Raw genomic sequence first — 19404 nt, forward strand, 5'->3', positions numbered from 1 at the left:
TCTGCTCCACCGCCCATCCCAGCGGCATTAAGACAGCCCACTCCCCGGCACATGCCGGTGGCCGAGCGGCGCGGTCGCGCGTCTGCGGCGGTGGTAGTGCAGGGTCGCGCCGCCCAGGGCGAGCCCCCAGGGGAGCCAGGCGAGTGTCGGACGCCAGACGGCCCAGTTTTCCAAGGCGGCGCTCGGCCCGGCGGGCGTGAGCCCGAGCGCCATCGACAGAAGGCCCCGATAGATCGACAGCCCCGCGGCGGACAGAATGATCGCTGCCAGTCCGCCGGGGATCGCCACCAGAAGCACGGGCACCGGCCGGCCGGGCAGGATCGGGCTCCAGCGTGGCACGCGGCTCCCCCACTTCTGGCGCAGGCCCAGGGTGAGCAGCGCGCCGGCGACGGTCATCGCGCCGAGAACGGCCTCCGTCAGACGGGCGCCTGGAGCGGTGTACGGCCGCACGAATTCCTCCGAGACTCCGACATGGATTCCGAGTGCCCAGGTCAACTGCCGGGCCGCGTACAACAGCGGAAGGACTACGGCGGCCAGCCACACCCGGCGTTCGTGACCGGACGGCCGCGTGCCGGCACCCGGCGGACGGTCCGCCTGTGCCGCCCGCCACCAGGCGAACGCGCCGGCAAGGACGAAGACCTGGTGCGGCACCATCGCAGGAAGGTCGCCGAGGCGCAGCATCAGCACATTGACCAGAGCGACGAGGAGACGGGCGTCGGGGACGGCCAGGAGCAGGAGGGCGGCGACCGCCCCTGCCGATCGCGCGGACCACATGGTCGTCTCGGACCGGCGCAACAGGCGGAGTGCGGCAAGGGCCAGAAGGGCGACGGCGATCATCGCGATCGTCACCCCTGTCGCGCCGGGCGGCAGTCCCACGAGAAGGGCGCCCGCGGAGCGCGCGGCGCCGGCCTCGGCGTAGGGGAATCCGGCTCCGCCCCTCGCCCAGTACAGACCGAGACCCCCGTATGCCGCGGTCCAGATCGCCGCGGCCGTCCACCACAGGACCCCCCGCTTGCCCACGGCGGTCACGTGCGCGGCCTGCGCCGGCGTGACCGCCAGGCGAAGACGGCGAAGGCGGGCCCGCCGACGAGGGACCATGGCCCTGGCCCTGCCGGTTGGATGAGCAGTCCAGGTGTCTGAAGCGCGATCATCAGCGTCTGGAAGGCCAGGAGCAGCGCGGCGGTCCAGCAGAGCGTGAGAAGCGTCCGGCGCCACCTCTGCGGACCGCTGGTGCGCGTCAGTTTGAGAGCCGCTCCCGCGAACACCAGCGCCATCGCCGCGATTGCGACGCCGCCGAGCAGGTAGGCGCTGATGGGCGTGTCCGGGGTGTTGAGGTATCCGATCGTGTAGATCGTCAGGTGTGCTGTCGCGAGAGCTGTGGCCATGCCGGCGGCCAGGTAGCCCATGGTCTTCGTGGTCGTGGATCGGGTTCTGAGAGTGGCGGCGTGGGTCATGTGAGTCTCCGCGTCGTTGGTGGTGGTCAGGAAGAGCCTGCCGGTGTGAGCGAGTCGCCGGCATCCATCTGGAGGCAGAGATGACGTGCGGTCGAGGGGCGAAATCTCTGACTGGCGGCGGAGGTGACGAATGTGGACGCGTCATAGACTTCGCCGCATGAACGGCAGCGGACACGCACAAGCCGGCGTGGTGACCGGAGCCGTGTGCGTGACGCTGGCCGTCACGCTCGCGGCGTTCGTCTGGACGGAACCGCTCAGCGCGCTTGGCGCCAGTGTGTGCGTCGGCGCGGCGGTGCTGGCCGCCGTTCTCTTCCACGCCCGTCGTTCGACGACGACGGTGGTGCTGACGTTCGCGGCGGCCTTGGTCTCGATCGGGCTGACCTCGCTCTACTCTCCGCCCGCGGGATCGGCGGAGGGCGTGGCCACCCTTGCGGAGGCCGCCGGCCTGATCGTCCTCATCCTCCTGTCCGCCCGGTTTGTCCCGGCAGGGGTTGCTGTCGTCTGCTGCCTGCTCGCCGGCCTGGCGACCTCCGTGCTCGTGCTACGGCTGACAGAGATCGCTTCCGTGCTGGAGGGTCTCGGCATGTCCCTGTTCGGCGGGGCGCTCGCCTGCGCCGCGGTGGCCGCCGGTGCCACCGGCCGCCGCCGGCATCACGTGCGTGAACGGCGGGCCATTCAGGTCCGGCGGTCACAGCGCGTCGAGCTGGCCAAGGACCTCCATGACTTCCTCGGCCACGATCTCAGCGGCATCCTGGTGCAGGCTCAGGCGGCGATCTCCGTCGCGGACGACGATCCGGCCCAGCAAGGGGTCGCGTTGCGCGGTATCGAAGCGGACGCGCTGCGCGCGCTTTCGACGCTTGACCGTACTGTGCGTACGTTGTGGGGCGAGGGCGAAGACGAATCGGCCCACGGATCCGCCGCGCAGAAGAATGGTGTGCGACCGGCCGCCGAGCTCCGGGACCTGCCAGAGCTGGTGCGCCGCTTCGACGACAGCGGCACCGCTCATACGGAGCTGAACCTGGAGCCGGGCGTCGAGGAGAACGTCACTCCGGAGGTCGGGGCCACGATCTTCCGCATCGTGGTGGAGGCATTGACGAACGTCCGCAAGCACGCGCCGGATGCCGCCACGGTCGAGGTGAGGGTCGCATCGGCGTGGAAAGGCGCCGTGTCGTACGTGACCGTCGAAGTGATCAGCGATCACACGTCGGAACCGGCGAATCCGCTGACCGCGGGTTCCGACGGATTCGGCCTGATCGCCTTGAGGGAGCGGGTTGAGGTGCTCGGGGGGACGTTCGCCGCGGGGTTCGCCGAACCTTCGCGATGGCACGTCAAGGCGTCGCTTCCCCGGAAGAAGGTGTCATGGGGACCAGAATCCTCATCGTAGATGATCACGAGCGGGTCCGGATCGGCTTCAGAATGATCTTGGATGCGCAACCCGACATGTGTGTCGTGGCGGAGGCCGGCGACGGTGAGGAGGCGCTGAGAGCGGTCCGGAAGCATCGTCCCGACGTCGTGCTCGCGGACATCAGGATGCCGGCACTCGATGGCCTTGAGCTGACTCGGCGCCTGACCGGGCCGGAGTTCAAGGGCGCCGTCAAGGTGATCGTCGTCACGACGTTCGAGATCGACGAATACGCCTACATCGCGCTGCGGGACGGCGCCAGCGGATTCTTGCTGAAACGCTCCGGCCCCGCTCTTCTCATCGAGGCGGTGCGCTCCGCGATGAACGGCGACACACTCATCAGCCCGCAGATCACCGTCCGGCTCCTGGAGCACTTCCGCCGTCAGCACGCGGGCACCGACGAGCCGCGGGAAACGCCTCTGACCGAGCGCGAACTGGAGATCGCCAGGCTGGTCGCGCGAGGGCTCAGTAACACCGACATCGCGACGGAGCTGTTCATCTCGATCGGCACGGTGAAGACCCATGTCGCGAGCGTTCAACGAAAGGTGGCCGCCACCAGCCGGGTCGGCATCGCCGCATGGGCATGGGAGAACGGGCACATCCGGAGAACGGGATGACGGCGGGCCGTACTTGTGTGGTGGCCCGCCGGCGGCCCTATCCCCGTGGAAACGCGTGGGTGGTCATCGGCGACTCACGTGAGCGCTTGATGCAGTTGCCGGATCGTCGATGCGACCCGGTCACGGTTTCCCACGACGAGGAAAGTCTCGTAGGTCAAGACGTCGCCTTTCGCGACGTCAACGGCAGGGGAGGTCACCTGCATGGTGTACTCGCCCGCCATGCCGTTGTACGGCGACGGGGGTCGGGTCATCGTGTAGTAGTAGGCGGATGTGCCCAGTACGGCCGGCCTGACATACATGCCGAGGCAGTACAGATGGTCGGCGGTGCAGCGTAATACGGGGTCTTTTGTGACGTATTCGGCGGCCGGGCCAGGGGTGAGGACATCGCCAGTCGGCTCGTACGAGTAGACGCGCACGAAATCCCGCTGAAGATAAGCTATCAGCACCCCGTCGAATTGTTCGTGCAAAGAGTCTTCGGAGGTCAAGTCAGCAGACAGCCGGACCACATTCTTCAGCGCCGCGACCTTGTTGTCGGGAGCGAGCTGGACCTGGGTGCGCAGCCAGTACGGCGACAACCCCAAGGTGAATGGACTGGTGTTGGGCTGGACATTGGCGGCCAGGCAGCCGTCATAGCCGGGCTGGCGATCGGCCCGGGTCAAGTACATCGCCGGTCGCGATTCAGTGCGAATCGATGAGCCGGCCTTGGCCATGACGTACAGGGCACTTGTGCTGGGTCCGTGATACGGTTCGCGCTGGCCCACGTCGTCGATGCGCGCCCCTGCCTGTGTGGGGTTGTAGCATTCGGTGGCCCTCCCGGTCTTCTGCCAGGCGTGGAAGGCGTATTGGAGCGCGGCCCCGTGCCCGCCGCTGGCGACGAATTCCTTTCCGCCCACCTTGACCGAGGCGATCGCCCCGGCCAGCGAGGTGGAACTCGTCACCGCGAGGTTGTTGCGGTCATCGACCAACGCCGACACCGAGACGTCGGGGAACGTACGGTTCCAGTTGCGCACGGAAGAACACTCGCTGCGGTATGTCTGAACGAACTGGTAATAGTCGGGACTGCTGGCCGGTGGTGGCATGCAGGCGCCGTCCATCGCATGGACAGAAGGCGCCGTCGCGGGCACGAGGGAGACGCATAAGGCCGGCACTACCAAGAGCGCGGAGGCTTGTCGAAATCTCATGAACGCAAATACACCACACCGGCACCCCCGGGCTCAGGCATAATCGTTGTCATCGAAGTCTGGAAATGCCGATGAAGTCAAAGTGAAGCCGTCATGCGAGATTGGGCGCCGGCCCATATGTGTTTTCAGCCGCCCGCGGCCAGTGCGGCATCGTCGGCTGCCGCCTCCTCCTCCGTCCATGGTGATGGGGAGGGGTGATCCAGGTGCCAGCGTACGGACTGGGAGACCCGCTCGGCGGGGTCACCGGCTGACCAGCCGAGCAGTGAGGCGGCTCGGTGGGAGGACACGAGGATGTGCTGGAGCGGTGCGCCGGCCAGCGCCAGCGGGGGCGGAAGAGCGGCGTCAGGGACGCGCACCAGCTCCGCGGACGAGCCGGCGGCATCCAGGATCTGCCGGAACCAGCCTCCCAGAGTCAGGGTGCGTGACTCGCCGATCGTGAGGGCCTGTCCGTCGGCGGCCCGGGTGTCCAGCGCGGCGAGGACGGCCGAGGCCAGGTCGTCGACGTGCAACCGGGTCCAGAGCAGGTTGGCCGCGCCGACGGGGATGCGCTGACGGCCGGCGCGGACCCTGCGGAGAATGGGGTCCTCGCGGCGTTGCCAGTCGTGCGCGCCATAGATCATCGGCAACCGCAGCACCACGGCGCCACGGGGCAGCCACCGCTCCTCGACGTCGAGTTTCTCGTAGTCATCCGGCACACCCGGCAGGCCGGCGCCACGGTAGGGGTAACGGTCACGGCGCAGCTCGGACTCTTCGTCGAGGGGCATGGCGGCGAGCTCGCGGCCGGTGTTCAGTCCTGTGAACGCCTGATAGACATCGACGCTGGACAGCACCACCGCGGGGACGTCCGGCAGGACCGGCAGAACCGCGTCCACATCAGCGCCCGTCAACGCGAAGGCGTCGACCACTGCCTCAGGGGCGAACCGGCGGACGCGGGCGGCGTGACCGGCCAGCGCCTGACGGTCGGTGAGCAGGTGAGACACCCCCGGCAGGTCCTCTGCCATGGTCGTTCCTCGATGAACGACCAGGACCTCGTCGCCGCGCTCGGCCAGCCGCCGGGTGATCCGTCTGCCGGTGAATCCGGTACCGCCGAAGATGAGGACTCTCATGCGACCGACTCCGGCATCATCTGAGGACCTCCGGCGAGGGCTCTGCCAACGCCTGTCCGCGAACCGACGCCCAGCAGCGCGCGGAACCGCGCGGAATCAGAATGTGTCATTGAGCGTCCTCGCGGATCGTCTGGAGCTCGCGCCAGACCTCATCGGCCTTGGCATCTCGAATTTTGGAGAAAATGGCCAGCGACTCCTGCCAGGCGGCCTCGGCCTCCGCCAGGCTCCCCTGAGAACGGTAGGCATGACCCAGGTTGAACATGGCCATGGCCTGTCCTCGCGGGCTCTCGATCGCCCGGCATACGGAGATCGCTTCCAGATGGTGTTTGATCGCGTATTCGTGGTCCCCTAGGGCAGAGTAGGCACGCCCCAGGTTGGAGATGTTCGTCGCTTGAACGAAGAGGGCACCGCTTCGACGATTGATGACGAGCGCTTGATGCCAGCACTCGATGGCCGAGGCGATGTCACCAAGGCCCAAATGCGCCTCGCCGAGCGTGTCCAGAGTGTGGGCGTGGCCCCGCTCGTATCCTGAGTCGACGGCCACGGCTATCGCCTGCTCACATCGCTTTCGCGCCGTCTCATAGTCCTGGACGTCGATGGCGTTCATGGCGATGTTCCCGAGAACCTTGGCCTCGCCGCGGCGGTCTTCGCATTCTCGGACCGCCGCCAGCGCCTGGTAGAAGTATCGGGCCGCCTCGTCGAGGCGAAGGAGCTCAGAGCACGTGTTACCCATCGCGCTGAGCAGATGCCCCTCCAGCCGGAGGTCGCCGATCTTCTGTGCCGCTTTTACCGCTATCTTGTGGCCGCTGAGCAGTTCGTGATAGTAGCTGTAATGAAAAAGGTATACCTCTTGCAGGTAGGCGATCTGACAGGCGGCAAGAGACTCGCCATTGTCATACGCCCAGGCGGGCAACGCTATCAGCGTCTGGTGTTCCAGTTCGTACCAGTGCCGGGCCGCAGACTCATCGGAAAAGGCGAAGGGCGCCATTGTTTCGCTCAGCTCACTCAGCTCGCCCAGAGGCTCCCGCATGCGGCCGGGCGTGAAAATGACGTCGGCGGCGTACATGCCGTGGATGAACCACGTCAGAAGCCGTGAGACGGCGTCGGTGCGGACCGAGGTGGCGTCCTGCCGGCGGCTCTCCTCGGCTGCGTACGCGCGCACCAGATCATGCAGGTTGTAGCGGTCATGGCTCTGCTGCTGCACAAGGTGCGTGGAGACCAACCGGTCCAGATGCCTGCGCGCCTGCCCGGGGGAAAACCCGGAAAGAGCGCCGGCCGCCGCCAGGCTGAAGTCACTCCCGGGGTAAAGCGCGCCCAGCGCGCGCAACATCCACGCGGCGTCCCTGTCGAGGTGCTGATAGGACCATGAAAGAACCGTACGCATGTCCGACGGGGCGTCGTCGCCGCTGTAGAAGACTTCGAGCCGCTCATGGGTGATTTCGTCGACGACGTCGGACAGGCGGATATCGGGCCGCCGTGCGAGGCGTTCACCGATGATCCGCAGCGCGAGAGGTGAGTTGTCACACAGATCCGTGAGCTCGCGAACGGTCGGGTCGTCGAACGGGACCGTGGACCGGCCCGAGACCCGGCTCAGCAGTTCGACAGAGTCCCGCAGTTCGAGCGGGGGAACGCTGATACGGGCGGTGGCGTCGCGTGCCGCCAGACTGCGTAGCTGGTCGCGACTGGTGACGACGACAGTACAGCCAGGGGCGGGCAGCAGCGGGCGGACGTGCTCACTGTCCAGCGCGTTGTCCAGCAGGAGCAGCAGGCGTTTGTTCGCGGTACGGGTCCGGAACAACGCGGACGCGTCGACCGGGTCGTCAGGGATTTCGTCAGGGGCTACACCCATGCTGCGGAGTAGCATGGCCAAGGCGCTCACCGGCTCGATGGGAGCGAGCGTTCCAAAGCCTCTGAGGTTGACGTACAGTTGCCCGTCCGGAAATTCGTCCGCGACCGACGAGCACCACTGAAGCGCCAGCGTCGTCTTGCCGATTCCAGCGCCACCGACGATCACCAGAACCCGGAGATTCGGCTCCACGGCCGATTCTGGTTCCTTGAAGAGGCCGTCCAAGACGGCGAGCTCCATACGCCGCCCGACGAAGTGTGCGGCGTTGGGTGGCAGTTGCTGCGGCGTGGTCATCAGACGCGGTCGCAAGTCGTCATCGGCGGTCACCCCGCGGCCGCCGGCCGCGGAATTTCCCAGCCTGGGGAGGTTCAGCACTCGAACCGAAGCGGTGCGGGCCGCGGCGATCAGCTCTTCCTTTTCGGCGTCCTTCAGTCCCAGCGACCTGGCCAGCGCGTACAGTGACGCGGTGCGCGGGCGATGAACCTCGTCGAGTTCCAGCCGGCGGACAGTACGCGTGTTGAGCCCGGTGCGGCGAGCCAGTTGCTCCTGAGTCAGCAGTGCCCGTTCCCGCCACGTTCGCAGCAGGCCCCCCAGGGTCTGTTCTTTGTCAACCGGACCGGTATCGGCTGTGTCTCGTTCTCTTGCGAACATCAAACATCTCCAATGAGCACATCCACCCACATGCGTATGAGTAAGTCATCGGGTGATTCCGGTCTGCGTCATGCGCTGCAATCCACCTGTCCGAACCGGACCGCGGTCAACCCATCGTCCGTCGAATTGCTCCCGAAATCCGAATGGCTGCTGATGAGGAAGAATGTCGGTCGACCCGGTCGGGCCGATGGTCGGTGGCCGCAAATCCGGGCCGGCCCCGTCTTGTCTCAGCCGGCTTTCGGAGGGGCGGGAGACCGCGATCCTCTAACGGCCGCGGGAAGTCGCCGACTGACCGCCGCCATCCGCGATGTGCGAAACTCCGTTGCCGAGGTCGTCTGCGGAACGCCTGCCCCTCGCACCGCGATACGCGATCACGGTGGCCGCCACACCGGCGGTGATGGCCAGCACGACGCCGAGGGTTCTGATCCAGGTGCCGAGGAAGATCCCCAGTGCGGACGGGTCGGCCAGGGTGTCCAGTTGACCGATGCCGATGGCCGCGGCCTCGGCGAGCCCTACCAGTGCGCCGAGCGCCGGCGTCCAGCGCCACCTGGTGAAGGCGATCAGCAGGGCTGCTCCGACCAGGAGAACCAGACCCGGCGGGACGATCGGCATCGGGACCCCCGAAACCCCCTGGATGACCATTCCGGCCGCGCCGGTGATCAACCCGCCTACGGTGGCCAGCCGGACTCCCGAAAGCCTGACGTTCATGGCCTCGTCCTTTCGTGAGAGCTTTCGTGAGAGCTGAAGAGTTCACTATGGGCCGGAAGCCTCGGCCAGGGCATCCCCGTGGCTGCGGCTTTCGCGTATACGCAAGGTTGCGTACGGCGTGCGGCGTTCAGGCGGCGTTATGGTCGGTAACGTGAGGGATGTCTGGAAACGGGCGCAGGGCTGGTCGGTCGAAGCGTGGCCGTGCCTGCCGTTTCTGGCGGTCGGCCTGATAGGCACGGGGCCGGCGGCCACGTTTCAGCCGGAGGCGGCCCGTCCGCTGGACCCGCTCGCCTACGCCTTGGTGGTGACGGCGGCACTCGCGCTGGCCCTACGGCGCCGGCCGGGTGTGGCACTGGCGGTCAACGGTGCCGCGGTGGCGGCGTATCTGGCGGCGGGATACCCGTTCGGCCCGATCCTGCTGACGCTCCCCGTCGCGGTCTTCAGCGTGGCAGTCGCCTGGCCGATCGGCCAGGCGACCTCTGCCGTGTCGGCGGACCTCGGCGTGCAGGTGGTGGCGCTGTTCGCCAAGGCCGCTCCCATGGCCGGCGAGTCGTCGACTTTGGCCACTGACGTGTTCATCTGGGCCGCGGTCGCCCTGGTCACGCTGGCGGCCGGGATCAGCGTACGAGTGCGGCGGGAGGCCGCGGACGGGCTGCGTAACGAGCACGCGCGGCGGGTGGCCTCCGAGGAACGGTTGCGGATGGCGCAGGATCTCCATGACACCATCGGTCACGGACTGGCGGCCATCGCGATGCAGGCCGGGGTGGCGTTGCACGTGTTCGATCGCGATCCGGCCGAGGCACGCCACGCCATGCGGGCCGTACGCGCCACGAGTCGTGAGGCTCTGGACAACCTGCGGGTGGAGCTGGAACGGCTACGCGGCGACGGGTTCGCGCCGCACGCGCCGGCACCTGGTCTGGACGACCTGGCCGCGTTGGCAGACCGGGTGCGGGCGGCCGGGATCGAGGTGACCGTGGAAGTCCAGCCGAACCTCGGCCTGGCCGGGCCGGTGGACGCGGCGGCGTTCCGGATCGTGCGGGAGGCGCTGACGAATGTGCTGCGCCACGCCGGTGCGGCGAACACCCGTGTCCTGGTGTGCCGCGACGGGTCCCAACTCCTGGTCGAGGTCACCGACACAGGTGCCGGCACGCTGTCGGCGCCGGACGAAGGTCTTGGCATTCGGGGCATGCGGGCGCAGGCCGAGACGCTCGGCGGAAAACTCGAAGTAGGTCCTCGTCCCGGCGGGGGATTCGCCGTCCGGGCCCAGATGCCGGTGGAGGCGACATGATCCGCGTCGTGGTCGTGGACGATCAAGCTCTGATCCGCGTCGGGGTGCGGACGCTGTTGCGCTCCGAGCCCGACACGGAATTGGTCGGCGAGGCCGCCGACGGTCGTGCCGGGCTGGCCGTGGTCCGCGACACGGCGCCGGACGTGGTCCTGATGGACATCAGGATGCCGGAGATGGACGGCCTCGCGACGCTGCGGGAGATCACCGACGATCAGGCGCTGGCGTCGGTCCGAGTGGTCATGCTGACCACGTTTGGGCTGGATGAGTATGTTTTCGCGGCTCTGCGGGATGGTGCCAGCGGATTCATCCTCAAAGATGCCGACCCTGAGGAGTTACTACGCGCGGTACGTGTGGTGGCACGGGGGGAGTCGCTGCTGTCGCCAGGGGTCACCCGCAGCGTGATCTCCCAGTTCACCCGCCGTGCCCCCGTCATGATCGCGCACCCGGACGTCAAGGATCTCACGGCGCGCGAACGCGAGGTGGTGGCCTGGGTGGCCGCCGGCCTGTCGAACGACGAGATCGCGAGCGAGCTGGTGCTCAGCACCGAAACCGTCCGAACCCACGTCAGCCGGGCGATGCTCAAGCTGAAGGCCCGCGACCGGGCGCAACTCGTGGTGTTCGCCATACAGTCCGACCTGGGCCCGCCGATGTAGGTACACCGGCGGGCCCAGGCGAGGGATCGGAGCGGATCGCCGCGGGTCAGGAGCCGCCGGGGAGCCGCTTCCAGAAGTCGCAGTGATGCGCCGCGGACACGTCGACCGGCTTGACGCCCTGGGCGTCGATGGACAGTACCGTCGCAGGCTTGTACACAGGCCAGTCAGATCCCGGCGTGCCGGACTTGGCGAAGCTCGTCCAGTAGTCGACCATCCTGTCGCGCAGGGGCGACGGCGGCGCGGACGGGCGGTCCGGATCGAGGCTGTCGAGCAGATAGGGGACGTCCGCGTTGTGCGATACGCCGATGGGCATGCCGTTGATGACCGCCCCCTTCACCGGCTCGGCGAACTCGTAACCGAAGACCTGGGCCTTTCGGGCCGCCGCGTCGTTGGCGGGCAACTGGGAGCAGGCGCCGATCTTGCCCCCGTGGTCGCCGAGCAGGGTCGCCAGCGCCCACGCCGGGCTGGCATACCGATCCGCCGGATACTGCCGCAGCACTCGCTGGCCTTGCCGGGCTCCGAACAGCTCCTTCACCGTTCGCCGATACTCCGCTACGGTGATCTTGGCGTGGCGGCGGGCCACCACGACGGTCATCTCGTCGCGAGTTCCGCCGTGGATCATGGGGATCGATGAAGCCCGCAGCGCCTTCACCGGCTGGACCGGGATGGCCGGAGTGTCCGCCACCGGCCCCCACGGCATCGCAGTGCGCCGGGGTTCGATCGAAGCGACCTGGTCCTCGTACAGGCCGACCAGATCGTCCAGCGGCTTGGCGCGCAGACAGGCGGCGGCGGTACGCGGATCCGCGCAGCCCAGCCGGCGCGCCGTGTCCAGGCCCCGGCGCTCGGCCACCTTCCTGGCGAGCAGTGCGTTCCCGCACGGGCCACTCTGAACGATCGCCTTGTGGAAGAGGCCCTTCGCGCCGGTAGCGGCCAACTGGGCGCAGGCGCTGACGGCACCTGCCGACTGACCCCACAGGGTCACGTTCCGCGGATCGCCGCCGAACCGGTCGATGTTGGCGCGCACCCAGCGGAGCGCCGCCTGCTGGTCGGCGATGCCGAAGTTGCCGCCGTACGGCTCGCGCAGCCCCGGATGGGCGAGGAAGCCCAGCGCGCCGAGCCGATAGTCCAGGGTCACGACGATGACCTGACCGCGCTCGACCATGCGCCTCGCGTCGTACGTTCCGCCGCTGCCGCTGGTGAAACCGCCGCCATGGACGAACACCATCACCGGCAGGCGCCGGGACGACGCCGCGGCCGGCGTCGCCACATTGAGATACAGGCAGTCCTCACTGCCCTGCGGTGGTTCGTCGGGTGACTCTCGCCAAGGGCACGCCGAGCCCGGTTTGGTGGCCTCTCGAACCGCGGTCCACGGGGTCACCGCGGCGGGGGCACGCCAGCGCAACGCACCCACCGGTGGTGCGGCGTAGGGGATCCCCTGGAACAGGCGGGAGCCGTCGGTGACCTTCCCGCGCACCGGGCCGTCGGTGGTCCGCACCACCGCGGCATCGGCATGGGCTGGTGCGGTCAGGCCGGCCATCAGGATTGACGCGATCGTCGCCGTCTTGAGGAAAAGGGTTCTCAACATGCCCCTCACCCTCATCGTGACACGCCGCCCGTGTCTTCCCTCCACAGCCGTATCCGGCGGCTACGCGTCGCCGCGTAGTAGGGCGCTGCTCCATTACCGGCCTCACGCGGCGACAGCGGATCGTGATCGGCTTCGTACGGGTGCTGACGGCCGGCTCTTCGCGGGAGCCGTCATGGGACAAAGCGCGCGCGTTGACATTCACCCCGCTCGCGCTGCCACTGCGGGAATGCCCAGAATATGTCCCGCCGCTGTCCTTGCCGGAGCTCTGTGGCTCACGAAAGATTTGTGGTGACAAGCGAAACCCATTGCCTCAATGAGCCTGGGCGGGCCGGCGGGCGACCGCTTGCCCGCGCCCGAAGCGGTGGTGGCGGGCCGAGCGGCCGGGGGACTGGTGGCCGGCTTGCTCGCGGTCCGGTTCGACGACCTGATCCATGTGTCCGGTCAATGTCCAGCCAGCGCCCTGGCCCTGGTCATCGCTGATCGTGCACGGTTGGAACACGGCAATATTCGGATTGTATGTGGAAGGAAGCATCATGATGCGGAAAATCGCTTACCGGACCGCGACCGTGATTGGGCTGAGCAAGGGGAAGATGGGCGGCCGCTACTGGTGGTTCCACTAAACCCTCGTCCGGGTGGGCGGCTGCTCTCTCAGCCGCCCACCCTCACGGAGAAACCGGAAAGCCGCACCGAATGACCGCAACCGTTTCTGGCCAGATACCGGGCCCTTCTGGGCGTCAACTGCTGGATGCCACCTATGAGTACGAGCGTGACCGCCTCGGCTTCATCACCCGTTGCCGGCGTGAGTTCGGTGACGTGTTCCGGTTCAGCCGGGCGACCGTGGTGGTCTCGGATCCGGAGGTCATCCACGACCTCTTCACCCGTACCAATACCGACTTCCGCACCGAGGGCTCCTTGTTCTCCGGTGACCGGGATCCATGGGAGGCGCAGGCTGGGTCCAACATGCTCGCCCGCAGGAAGGGGTGGCGGGGCGCCAACAAATCGGCCGCCGCGGCCCACGGCGCGCGTTTCCTCGAACAGCTCGACAGGCTGGTCCGTCGCTCCAGCGATCAGGCTGTCGAAATCTTTCCGCTGATGCGGGAGTTCTCCGGTCTCGCCGTCGCCGACTACTGTCTGGGCGGCCACGGCGACGACGTCACGGAGATCGCCGACGCCGTCGCCGCCGGCGCGACCATGGCCGTACGGCTCATGGACAGCTCGCTGAGCCTGCCGCGCTGGCTGCCGCTGCCCAGCGTCCTGCGGATCAAGAGAACCAGCCGGCGCGCGATGGCACTCCTCGAACGGCACGTGGCCGACCGGCCGGCGGTACCCGCCGGAGTGGAGGCGAGGGATCTCCTCGACGTGCTGCTGACCGGCGGGGAGGCAGACCTCGACAGGACCTCCGTCGTACGGCTGATCGACGTCGTCCTGCGTGCCTCGCACGGCGTGCCCGGTGCCACGCTCGCCTGGGCGATCCGGCAGTTCGCGCTGCAGCCCGCGCACCTGGACAGGATTCGCGCCGAGGGCCCGATGGTCCGGGCGGCCAGGCACGGCGAGCCCGTCGCGGTCACGGATCTTCCCTACACGGCGGCGTTCCTCAGCGAGTTGCTCCGCGTGTTCCCGCCGACCTGGCTGATGGGGCGCTGGGTGCAACGGGACACCGAGCTGGCCGGTTTCCGGCTCCGGCGCGGTGAGCAGGTGATGTTCAGCGCCTTCCACGTGCACCGCGATCCGCGCTGGTGGGACGAGCCGCACGAGTTCCGGCCGGAACGCTGGCTCGACCGGGATCGCCCCTACGCCGGGCGGGCGTACTTCCCGTTCGGCGCCGGTCCGCGCATCTGCTTCGGTAACCAGCTCGGCCTGGTGCAGTTGACCCTCGCGATCGCCTGGCTGGCCGACACGTACGACATCGAGGCGGTGAACGTCACCGAGAAGTTGCCGAATCCGAAGGCACTCCTGGTGCCCGACGGGTTGAGGGCGCGTTTCACGCCGAGAGGCTGAGGCCGGACCGCATATGAAGCGATCCGCGCCCTCAGCTCCCGCTGACCACGAGGCGAACCTGCGGCTTCCCGTAGGAAGGTGGGATTCGAACCGCGTCGGCCTCAAGCGATCAGGTGATGGACGGCGAATCGACCGCGGCCGTGTCGGGCATGGGCTGGGCGTCTCCGATGAAGCGGCTCAACTCCTCCCCGCTCAGCAGCCGCACCGGAGAGGGTGTACGCGTCGTACGCGTGGCCGGGGGCCGCGTCGGCAGGCGGTCGTTCGTACCCACGAGTATGAGGTTGCCGATCTGGTCGCCGCGCAGCACTTCCGGTTCGCAGAACAGGCCCACGTCGCCGAAGACCGCACAGAACGTCGCAGCCACGCCTCGGGTGAAGGCGAAAGGTGCAGAATCCATGACGTTCAACGCGTACTGTCCGCTCCGGTCCAGTACCCGTGCGGCTTCGGTGGCGAACTCGACACTCGCCAGCCGTGCGGGCACCCCGGTCCGGTTCACCACGTCCGTGACGACAAGGTCGTGAGATCGCGCGGGTAGCGTCCGTATCGCGTCGCGGGCGTCCGCGATGTGGACGTGCAGCCCGCCCGCGGCCGGCAGCGGCAACACCCGCTGGACCAGCGCCATCAGCGCCGCGTCCCGGTCGACGACCAGTTGGGCCGAGCCCGGCCGGGTGGCGGCGACGTACCTGGGGAGGGTGAGAGCACCGCCGCCCAGGTGCAGTGCCCTGATCGGAGCGCCGGGTTCCGCGACGATGTCGGCGATCGACGCGAGCCACCGCACATACCTGAATTTCAGGTGGCGGGGGTCGGCGAGATCCACAAAAGACTGCGGAAAATGGTCCAGCAGCAACATCCAGGCTCCGGGGCGGCCCTGGTCCGGAACGAGATCGACCATGCCGAAATCGGTCTGCGCCGCTACCGCGCCACCGTGAAGGGACATTTCACACCGCCAGTGTTCTGAGGGCGACTCCGAGGATGCGGTCGGCGGGGTAGAGGCCGACCTGGCGGGAGTCGCGGCCCTCGTCGTTGTCGCCGAGGACGATCAGCGAACCTGCCGGGACGATCCGGGCGGCTCCCGTCGCGGCCTGAGCCTGCGCGGGGATCGGGTCGCCGGGGAGGGCCGCGACCCGTTTGACGTTCCATCGCGGTTGCGGTCGCATGGGGACGAGCTGTGTGACCTCGTCGGGGATGTACGGCTGGGGCGGCTCCAGGACCACGATGTCCCCGATCTTCAGCCCGGCGATGCCGCACCGGCGCACCAGGAGCCGGTTTCCCGGCTGGATCGTCGGTGTCATGCTGATCCCGGTCACCGTGACGACCACGATGCGCCGTCGTAGCAGGGTGGCCACGGTCACGCCCGTGGTGAGCAGGACGATCGCCCAGACCATCATGAGAGCGGCCGCGCGTCCGGCTCGGTGCTGTATCCCGAGGCCTGCATCCGGAAGAGCCTGGCATAGGTGCCGTCCCGGGCCATCAACCGGTCGTGGGTGCCCTGCTCGGTCACCTGGCCGCCGTCGAGTACGGCGATATGGTCGGCCATGCGCACGCCGTTCAGCCGGTGGGAGATGATCACGCTGGTCCTTCCGCGGCGATGCTCGACCAGCCGCTGATGGATCGTGTGCTCGGCTTCGGCGTCCAGGCCCGAGCTGGGCTCGTCGAGGATGAGCAGGTCTCTGCGGCCCCGCATCAGGCCACGGGCCAGGGCGATCCGCTGCCACTGGCCGCCGGACAACGTCAGGCCGGTGCTGTCGTCGTCGGGTTCGGCGCTCATGAAGAACATCCGGCTCAACAGCGTGTCGTATCCACGCGTCAGGCCGGCGATCGTGTCATGAACCTCGGCGGAGACAGCGGCGGCGCGAATCCGGTCGCGGTCGTCGCGCGCCGGGAGGTCGCCGATGCCGATGTTGTCCGCGGCGGTGAAGTCGTAGTTCATGTGGTCCTGGAACACGGTGCCGATGCGCTCTCGCAGGCTGGCGACGGAGAAGAGCCGGATGTCGATGCCGTCCCACAGGATCTGACCGCGCGTGGGATCGTACAGGCGGCACAGGAGCTTGACCAGCGTGCTCTTGCCGGCGCCGTTCGTTCCGACCAAGGCGAGCAGCGCGCCGGCGGGGACCCGCAGGTCGAGCCCGCGTAACACCCACGGTTTGTCCTCGTCGTAACGGAACCAGACGTCCTTCAGCTCGATCGCGTTCCGCAACGGTGGCGCCGGCACCGGGCCGGCCGGCGTCATCAGGTCAGGCTCGGTGCTCAGGATGTCGAGGTAGTGGCCGAACTGGAGCAGCGCCTGATGTCCTCTCGCCACCTGGGCGATCAGCCCGGACAACCCTGCCTGCACCCCGGCGACCGCGGCGGTGAAGATGACGACGTCACCGGGGGTGAGCCGGCCCGCGCGCGCCAGCAGAACGCCCCAGACCAGGCCGCCGCCCGCGACCGTGGCGGTGAGCGCGGCCAGCCAGAACTGGGTGTGGAACGTACGCCGGTCGAGTGCCCGCTCGGCGTCGTTGACCTGACGCAGCTCCTTCAGCATGCGCGACCGGACGAAGCCGCCCAGGCCGAACAGGCGGATCTCCTTGGCGGCGGTACGGTCGATCATGAGCTGGGCGTAGAACACCTGCCTGCGCACGTTCGGGCTGGTGGTCCACAACAGCTCGCTCCGCCTCCTGCTCAGGCTCAGCTCGGCGACCACGACCGGGATGGCCGACAGCAGGACCACCCCCGCCATGACAGGGCTCACCGCCAGCAGCGAGACGACGAAGCCCGTCATGGTGACGAGGCTGCGCACTCCTGCCAGCAACGCGTCGAGGACGAGCTGCGGCGCCTGATCCCCGGACTGCTGGGCCAGCCGGATACGGTCGTAGAAGGCCGGATCGTCGAACCTGGCCAGCCCGGAGAAACGCGACAAAGCTCCGTACAGCCGGTCCTGGTTGTGGAGGCGGACGGCCCGCCCCATCTCGGCCTGCGTGTACGCGAACAAGTGCGGCAGCGCCGCGGCGAGCAGTCCCAGGCCGGCCAGCAGCGAGCCCTGCCCCACCAGCCAGCCGATGGAGCGCTGCCGCAGCAGCAGCTCGTCCAGCACCTGCTTGGTCACCCACGCGACACCCACCGGCGCGGCGCCCATGACGAACACCATGACCATCTGGGCCACCAGCAACGCCGCCCTGACACGCCACGCCACGGCCAGGGCGGCGAGGCATCTCTCCGGCCAGCGGGTGTCGCCGCCGGCCGCGTAGTCACCTCTTCCCATCAGCGCATGACGGCCTGGGCAGGCATCAGCCTGTCGACGCCGGAGACGCTCTCCGAGACCGTGCCGTCCGGGGCGAGCACCACGAAGCTGGGCCAGACCCGTACACCGAAGGCGCTCTCCACCGGACCGCGCAGCGGCTCGACCACCACCCGGGACACCTCGCGTACGGCGTCGATGATGTCCGCGCCTTCTTCGGCCGACCCGGCGAGCACCACCAGGCTGCGTTCGCGTCCGCCGGGCAGGGCGCCAGCGAATCTGACGAAGGCGGGAAGCTCGTCCCGGCAGGACGGGCATCCCGAGGAGAAGAACCCGGTCAGCAGCGGGCCGTCCAGGCCGTGCGTTGAGACCTCGTCCCCGTCGATCGTCGTCGCGGTGAAATCGGTCACGCGGGTTCCTGTTTCGGGCACCAATCCGCGCTCCGCGAGAGGGTCATGGCTCCTCTGCTGGTCATCGCGCAGGCGGCGGAGCACGGCGAGCATCAGTAACAGGTTGAGCCCGCACAGCGCACCGACGATGGCGACCGCGGCGGTCAGTACGGCATTCATCAACACACTCCTGATCGGTCAGGTTTTCGAGGGTCGGCGGGCAGGGCGTCAACGAGCGAGCACCAAGGACACGAGGTCGTCGTAGGCGATGAGCATCGCCGCCAGAAAGAGGGCCACGGATCCGGAGAGCAGCAGGGCAACCGCGTCCCATCCCGCGGCCCCCGGATTCGTGGCCAGCACGGTTCCCGCCGTTCCGCAGGCCGCGATCGACAGGAGGATGGCGTTGCGTACGAGGTGCCGTAGGCCCAGTGGCCGCGCCGAACCGCCGAAGCAGCGGCAATCGGCCGGCGTGCCGCGCCGCAGGGCCACGGCGATCGCCGACGTGAAGGCGATCAGCAGCGCCGCGCCGATGGCCAGACCCGCCAGAGCGGTGACCTCGACCGGCAGCAGGGCCGCCGCGGCGAGTTCGCCCCCGGCCACTCCCGCCGTGACCGCCGGCCTCCAGCGCGGCCGCACGCCGAAGGCCGCCAGCGACGACCGGAATTCAGTAAGATTTCGCCGCCGAAACAGCTTGCCCGCCACCGCGACAAGGAACACCACCGCCAGCAGCAGCCGACAGCCGAAACCAATATAGGCGATCAATCCGTTGACGTTGATTCACTCCCTCCGGCTGTTTCTTCGGTTGAATTCCGCACGGCCCCGAGACGCGGCGCATTCATGCCCGGCTCGGCGGCGGGCCGCGGGACCGAACGGAATGGTCAGGGTCGGGTGCCTGCGATCAGCAGCAGGCTCCCCTCTCGGTGTGGCAGTTGGTGTAGACCGTCAATATCTGTGTGTGGATCGGACCACAGCCGGAGGCGGACACGCACCCTCTCCAGTATTCGCATCCTCCTGCGCCGGCGGTTTCCTTGGGGGCGAGATGCGCGAGCAGCCGATCGCCTACTCGGTTCAGAACTGATGTCATGACTTGCGTCCTCTCTTCCGGATTCGTTTCCTGATGCTCCAGTGAGTGGGCATCGGGCAACAGCTCAGCTTGCGCCGTTATTTGGTAATTATCGAGGTGATGGTCGAAAAAACCAGGCCATCAGACGGTCGTTTAGCGGTCGTTCAGCGGTCATTGTGCTGTCCGCCGGCAGGGGAGCCTTCAGTTCCGAGATGGGGGTAACTCTTCCTCAGAGCGTGTTTG

General features: G+C 68.1%; 17 protein-coding genes. 5 read left to right on the top strand and 12 right to left on the bottom strand.

From position 1 onward, the window contains the following. Window positions 1-27: 27 nt before the first annotated feature. Together ACZ6SA_RS31600 and ACZ6SA_RS31605 are read right to left on the bottom strand one after the other, a co-directional pair. Entirely contained in the window at window positions 28-1020 is a 993-nt protein-coding gene (locus tag ACZ6SA_RS31600; protein WP_465832278.1) for a hypothetical protein, read from the bottom strand. A gap of 5 nt (window positions 1021-1025) precedes the next feature. After that, window positions 1026-1454 carry a hypothetical protein gene (locus tag ACZ6SA_RS31605; RefSeq protein ID WP_465832280.1) on the bottom strand — a complete coding sequence of 143 codons (429 nt, stop codon included), beginning with the start codon at window positions 1452-1454 and terminating at the stop codon, window positions 1026-1028. Window positions 1455-1611: 157 nt separating this feature from the next. Here ACZ6SA_RS31605 and ACZ6SA_RS31610 point away from each other — a divergent pair, with 157 nt between their 5' ends. Then, window positions 1612-2838: a sensor histidine kinase gene (locus tag ACZ6SA_RS31610; RefSeq protein ID WP_465832282.1), complete on the top strand. Its 1227-nt coding sequence runs from the start codon at window positions 1612-1614 to the stop codon at window positions 2836-2838. Further along, on the top strand, window positions 2775-3473 hold the full coding sequence (locus ACZ6SA_RS31615; RefSeq protein WP_465832284.1) for a response regulator: 699 nt from the start codon (window positions 2775-2777) through the stop codon (window positions 3471-3473). The genes ACZ6SA_RS31610 and ACZ6SA_RS31615 overlap by 64 nt, the downstream gene beginning before the upstream one ends. Window positions 3474-3547: 74 nt before the next feature. Here the strand turns inward: ACZ6SA_RS31615 and ACZ6SA_RS31620 are convergent, their stop codons facing one another. The 4 genes from ACZ6SA_RS31620 to ACZ6SA_RS31635 form a co-directional block, all read right to left on the bottom strand. Continuing rightward, the gene (locus tag ACZ6SA_RS31620) at window positions 3548-4483 is read right to left on the bottom strand and encodes a hypothetical protein (RefSeq protein WP_465832286.1); all 936 of its coding nucleotides are present in this window, start codon (window positions 4481-4483) and stop codon (window positions 3548-3550) included. Between the two features lie 296 nt (window positions 4484-4779). Continuing rightward, a complete protein-coding gene (locus ACZ6SA_RS31625) occupies window positions 4780-5760 on the bottom strand; it encodes an NAD-dependent epimerase/dehydratase family protein (protein ID WP_465832288.1) in 981 nt (326 codons plus the stop codon). A gap of 106 nt (window positions 5761-5866) precedes the next feature. Then, window positions 5867-8257, bottom strand: coding sequence for an ATP-binding protein (locus ACZ6SA_RS31630; protein ID WP_465832290.1), 2391 nt, complete (start codon window positions 8255-8257; stop codon window positions 5867-5869). A 264-nt stretch (window positions 8258-8521) separates the two neighbouring features. Next, a complete protein-coding gene (locus ACZ6SA_RS31635; RefSeq protein WP_347643610.1) occupies window positions 8522-8965 on the bottom strand; it encodes a hypothetical protein in 444 nt (147 codons plus the stop codon). Between the two features lie 151 nt (window positions 8966-9116). On the opposite strand from ACZ6SA_RS31635, the gene ACZ6SA_RS31640 reads away from it, so the two are divergent. Continuing rightward, window positions 9117-10253, top strand: coding sequence for a sensor histidine kinase (locus ACZ6SA_RS31640; RefSeq protein WP_465832293.1), 1137 nt, complete (start codon window positions 9117-9119; stop codon window positions 10251-10253). Then, window positions 10250-10906, top strand: coding sequence for a response regulator (locus tag ACZ6SA_RS31645; RefSeq protein ID WP_465832295.1), 657 nt, complete (start codon window positions 10250-10252; stop codon window positions 10904-10906). Before ACZ6SA_RS31640 ends, ACZ6SA_RS31645 begins: the two co-directional genes overlap by 4 nt. Window positions 10907-10952: 46 nt before the next feature. Here ACZ6SA_RS31645 and ACZ6SA_RS31650 read toward each other — a convergent pair whose 3' ends face one another. Beyond that, complete coding sequence (locus tag ACZ6SA_RS31650; protein ID WP_465832556.1) at window positions 10953-12491, bottom strand: carboxylesterase/lipase family protein; 1539 nt, start codon at window positions 12489-12491, stop codon at window positions 10953-10955. Between the two features lie 690 nt (window positions 12492-13181). Between ACZ6SA_RS31650 and ACZ6SA_RS31655 the strand changes: the two genes are divergently transcribed. Beyond that, the gene (locus tag ACZ6SA_RS31655; protein ID WP_347643614.1) at window positions 13182-14489 is read left to right on the top strand and encodes a cytochrome P450; all 1308 of its coding nucleotides are present in this window, start codon (window positions 13182-13184) and stop codon (window positions 14487-14489) included. 109 nt (window positions 14490-14598) lie between these two features. On the opposite strand, the gene ACZ6SA_RS31660 is transcribed toward ACZ6SA_RS31655, so the two are convergent. From ACZ6SA_RS31660 to ACZ6SA_RS31680, 5 genes are read right to left on the bottom strand one after another with little or no spacing between them, the layout of a single operon-like run. Continuing rightward, window positions 14599-15381: a spermidine synthase gene (locus ACZ6SA_RS31660; RefSeq protein ID WP_465832298.1), complete on the bottom strand. Its 783-nt coding sequence runs from the start codon at window positions 15379-15381 to the stop codon at window positions 14599-14601. Window positions 15382-15427: 46 nt separating this feature from the next. Next, window positions 15428-15877, bottom strand: coding sequence for a S26 family signal peptidase (locus ACZ6SA_RS31665; RefSeq protein ID WP_465832300.1), 450 nt, complete (start codon window positions 15875-15877; stop codon window positions 15428-15430). Further along, on the bottom strand, window positions 15874-17733 hold the full coding sequence (locus ACZ6SA_RS31670; RefSeq protein WP_347643617.1) for an ABC transporter ATP-binding protein: 1860 nt from the start codon (window positions 17731-17733) through the stop codon (window positions 15874-15876). Before ACZ6SA_RS31670 ends, ACZ6SA_RS31665 begins: the two co-directional genes overlap by 4 nt. Beyond that, window positions 17733-18278: a TlpA family protein disulfide reductase gene (locus ACZ6SA_RS31675; protein ID WP_347643618.1), complete on the bottom strand. Its 546-nt coding sequence runs from the start codon at window positions 18276-18278 to the stop codon at window positions 17733-17735. The genes ACZ6SA_RS31670 and ACZ6SA_RS31675 overlap by 1 nt, the downstream gene beginning before the upstream one ends. 48 nt (window positions 18279-18326) lie before the next feature. Continuing rightward, entirely contained in the window at window positions 18327-18860 is a 534-nt protein-coding gene (locus tag ACZ6SA_RS31680) for a MauE/DoxX family redox-associated membrane protein (protein WP_347643619.1), read from the bottom strand. Window positions 18861-19404 lie beyond the last annotated feature (544 nt).

This window comes from Nonomuraea sp. NPDC049378 (assembly GCF_055586745.1).

What these genes read in the sequence shown, in the direction of transcription:
- ACZ6SA_RS31605 (WP_465832280.1), bottom strand. Translation starts at nt 1,454, where the DNA reads ATGACCCACGCCGCCACTCTCAGAACCCGATCCACGACCACGAAGACC.
- ACZ6SA_RS31615 (WP_465832284.1), top strand. Translation starts at nt 2,775, where the DNA reads ATGGCACGTCAAGGCGTCGCTTCCCCGGAAGAAGGTGTCATGGGGACC.
- ACZ6SA_RS31625 (WP_465832288.1), bottom strand. Translation starts at nt 5,760, where the DNA reads ATGAGAGTCCTCATCTTCGGCGGTACCGGATTCACCGGCAGACGGATC.
- ACZ6SA_RS31645 (WP_465832295.1), top strand. Translation starts at nt 10,250, where the DNA reads ATGATCCGCGTCGTGGTCGTGGACGATCAAGCTCTGATCCGCGTCGGG.
- ACZ6SA_RS31610 (WP_465832282.1), top strand. Translation starts at nt 1,612, where the DNA reads ATGAACGGCAGCGGACACGCACAAGCCGGCGTGGTGACCGGAGCCGTG.
- ACZ6SA_RS31650 (WP_465832556.1), bottom strand. Translation starts at nt 12,491, where the DNA reads ATGTTGAGAACCCTTTTCCTCAAGACGGCGACGATCGCGTCAATCCTG.
- ACZ6SA_RS31655 (WP_347643614.1), top strand. Translation starts at nt 13,182, where the DNA reads ATGACCGCAACCGTTTCTGGCCAGATACCGGGCCCTTCTGGGCGTCAA.
- ACZ6SA_RS31675 (WP_347643618.1), bottom strand. Translation starts at nt 18,278, where the DNA reads ATGAATGCCGTACTGACCGCCGCGGTCGCCATCGTCGGTGCGCTGTGC.
- ACZ6SA_RS31660 (WP_465832298.1), bottom strand. Translation starts at nt 15,381, where the DNA reads ATGGTCGATCTCGTTCCGGACCAGGGCCGCCCCGGAGCCTGGATGTTG.
- ACZ6SA_RS31635 (WP_347643610.1), bottom strand. Translation starts at nt 8,965, where the DNA reads ATGAACGTCAGGCTTTCGGGAGTCCGGCTGGCCACCGTAGGCGGGTTG.
- ACZ6SA_RS31630 (WP_465832290.1), bottom strand. Translation starts at nt 8,257, where the DNA reads ATGTTCGCAAGAGAACGAGACACAGCCGATACCGGTCCGGTTGACAAA.
- ACZ6SA_RS31670 (WP_347643617.1), bottom strand. Translation starts at nt 17,733, where the DNA reads ATGGGAAGAGGTGACTACGCGGCCGGCGGCGACACCCGCTGGCCGGAG.
- ACZ6SA_RS31665 (WP_465832300.1), bottom strand. Translation starts at nt 15,877, where the DNA reads ATGATGGTCTGGGCGATCGTCCTGCTCACCACGGGCGTGACCGTGGCC.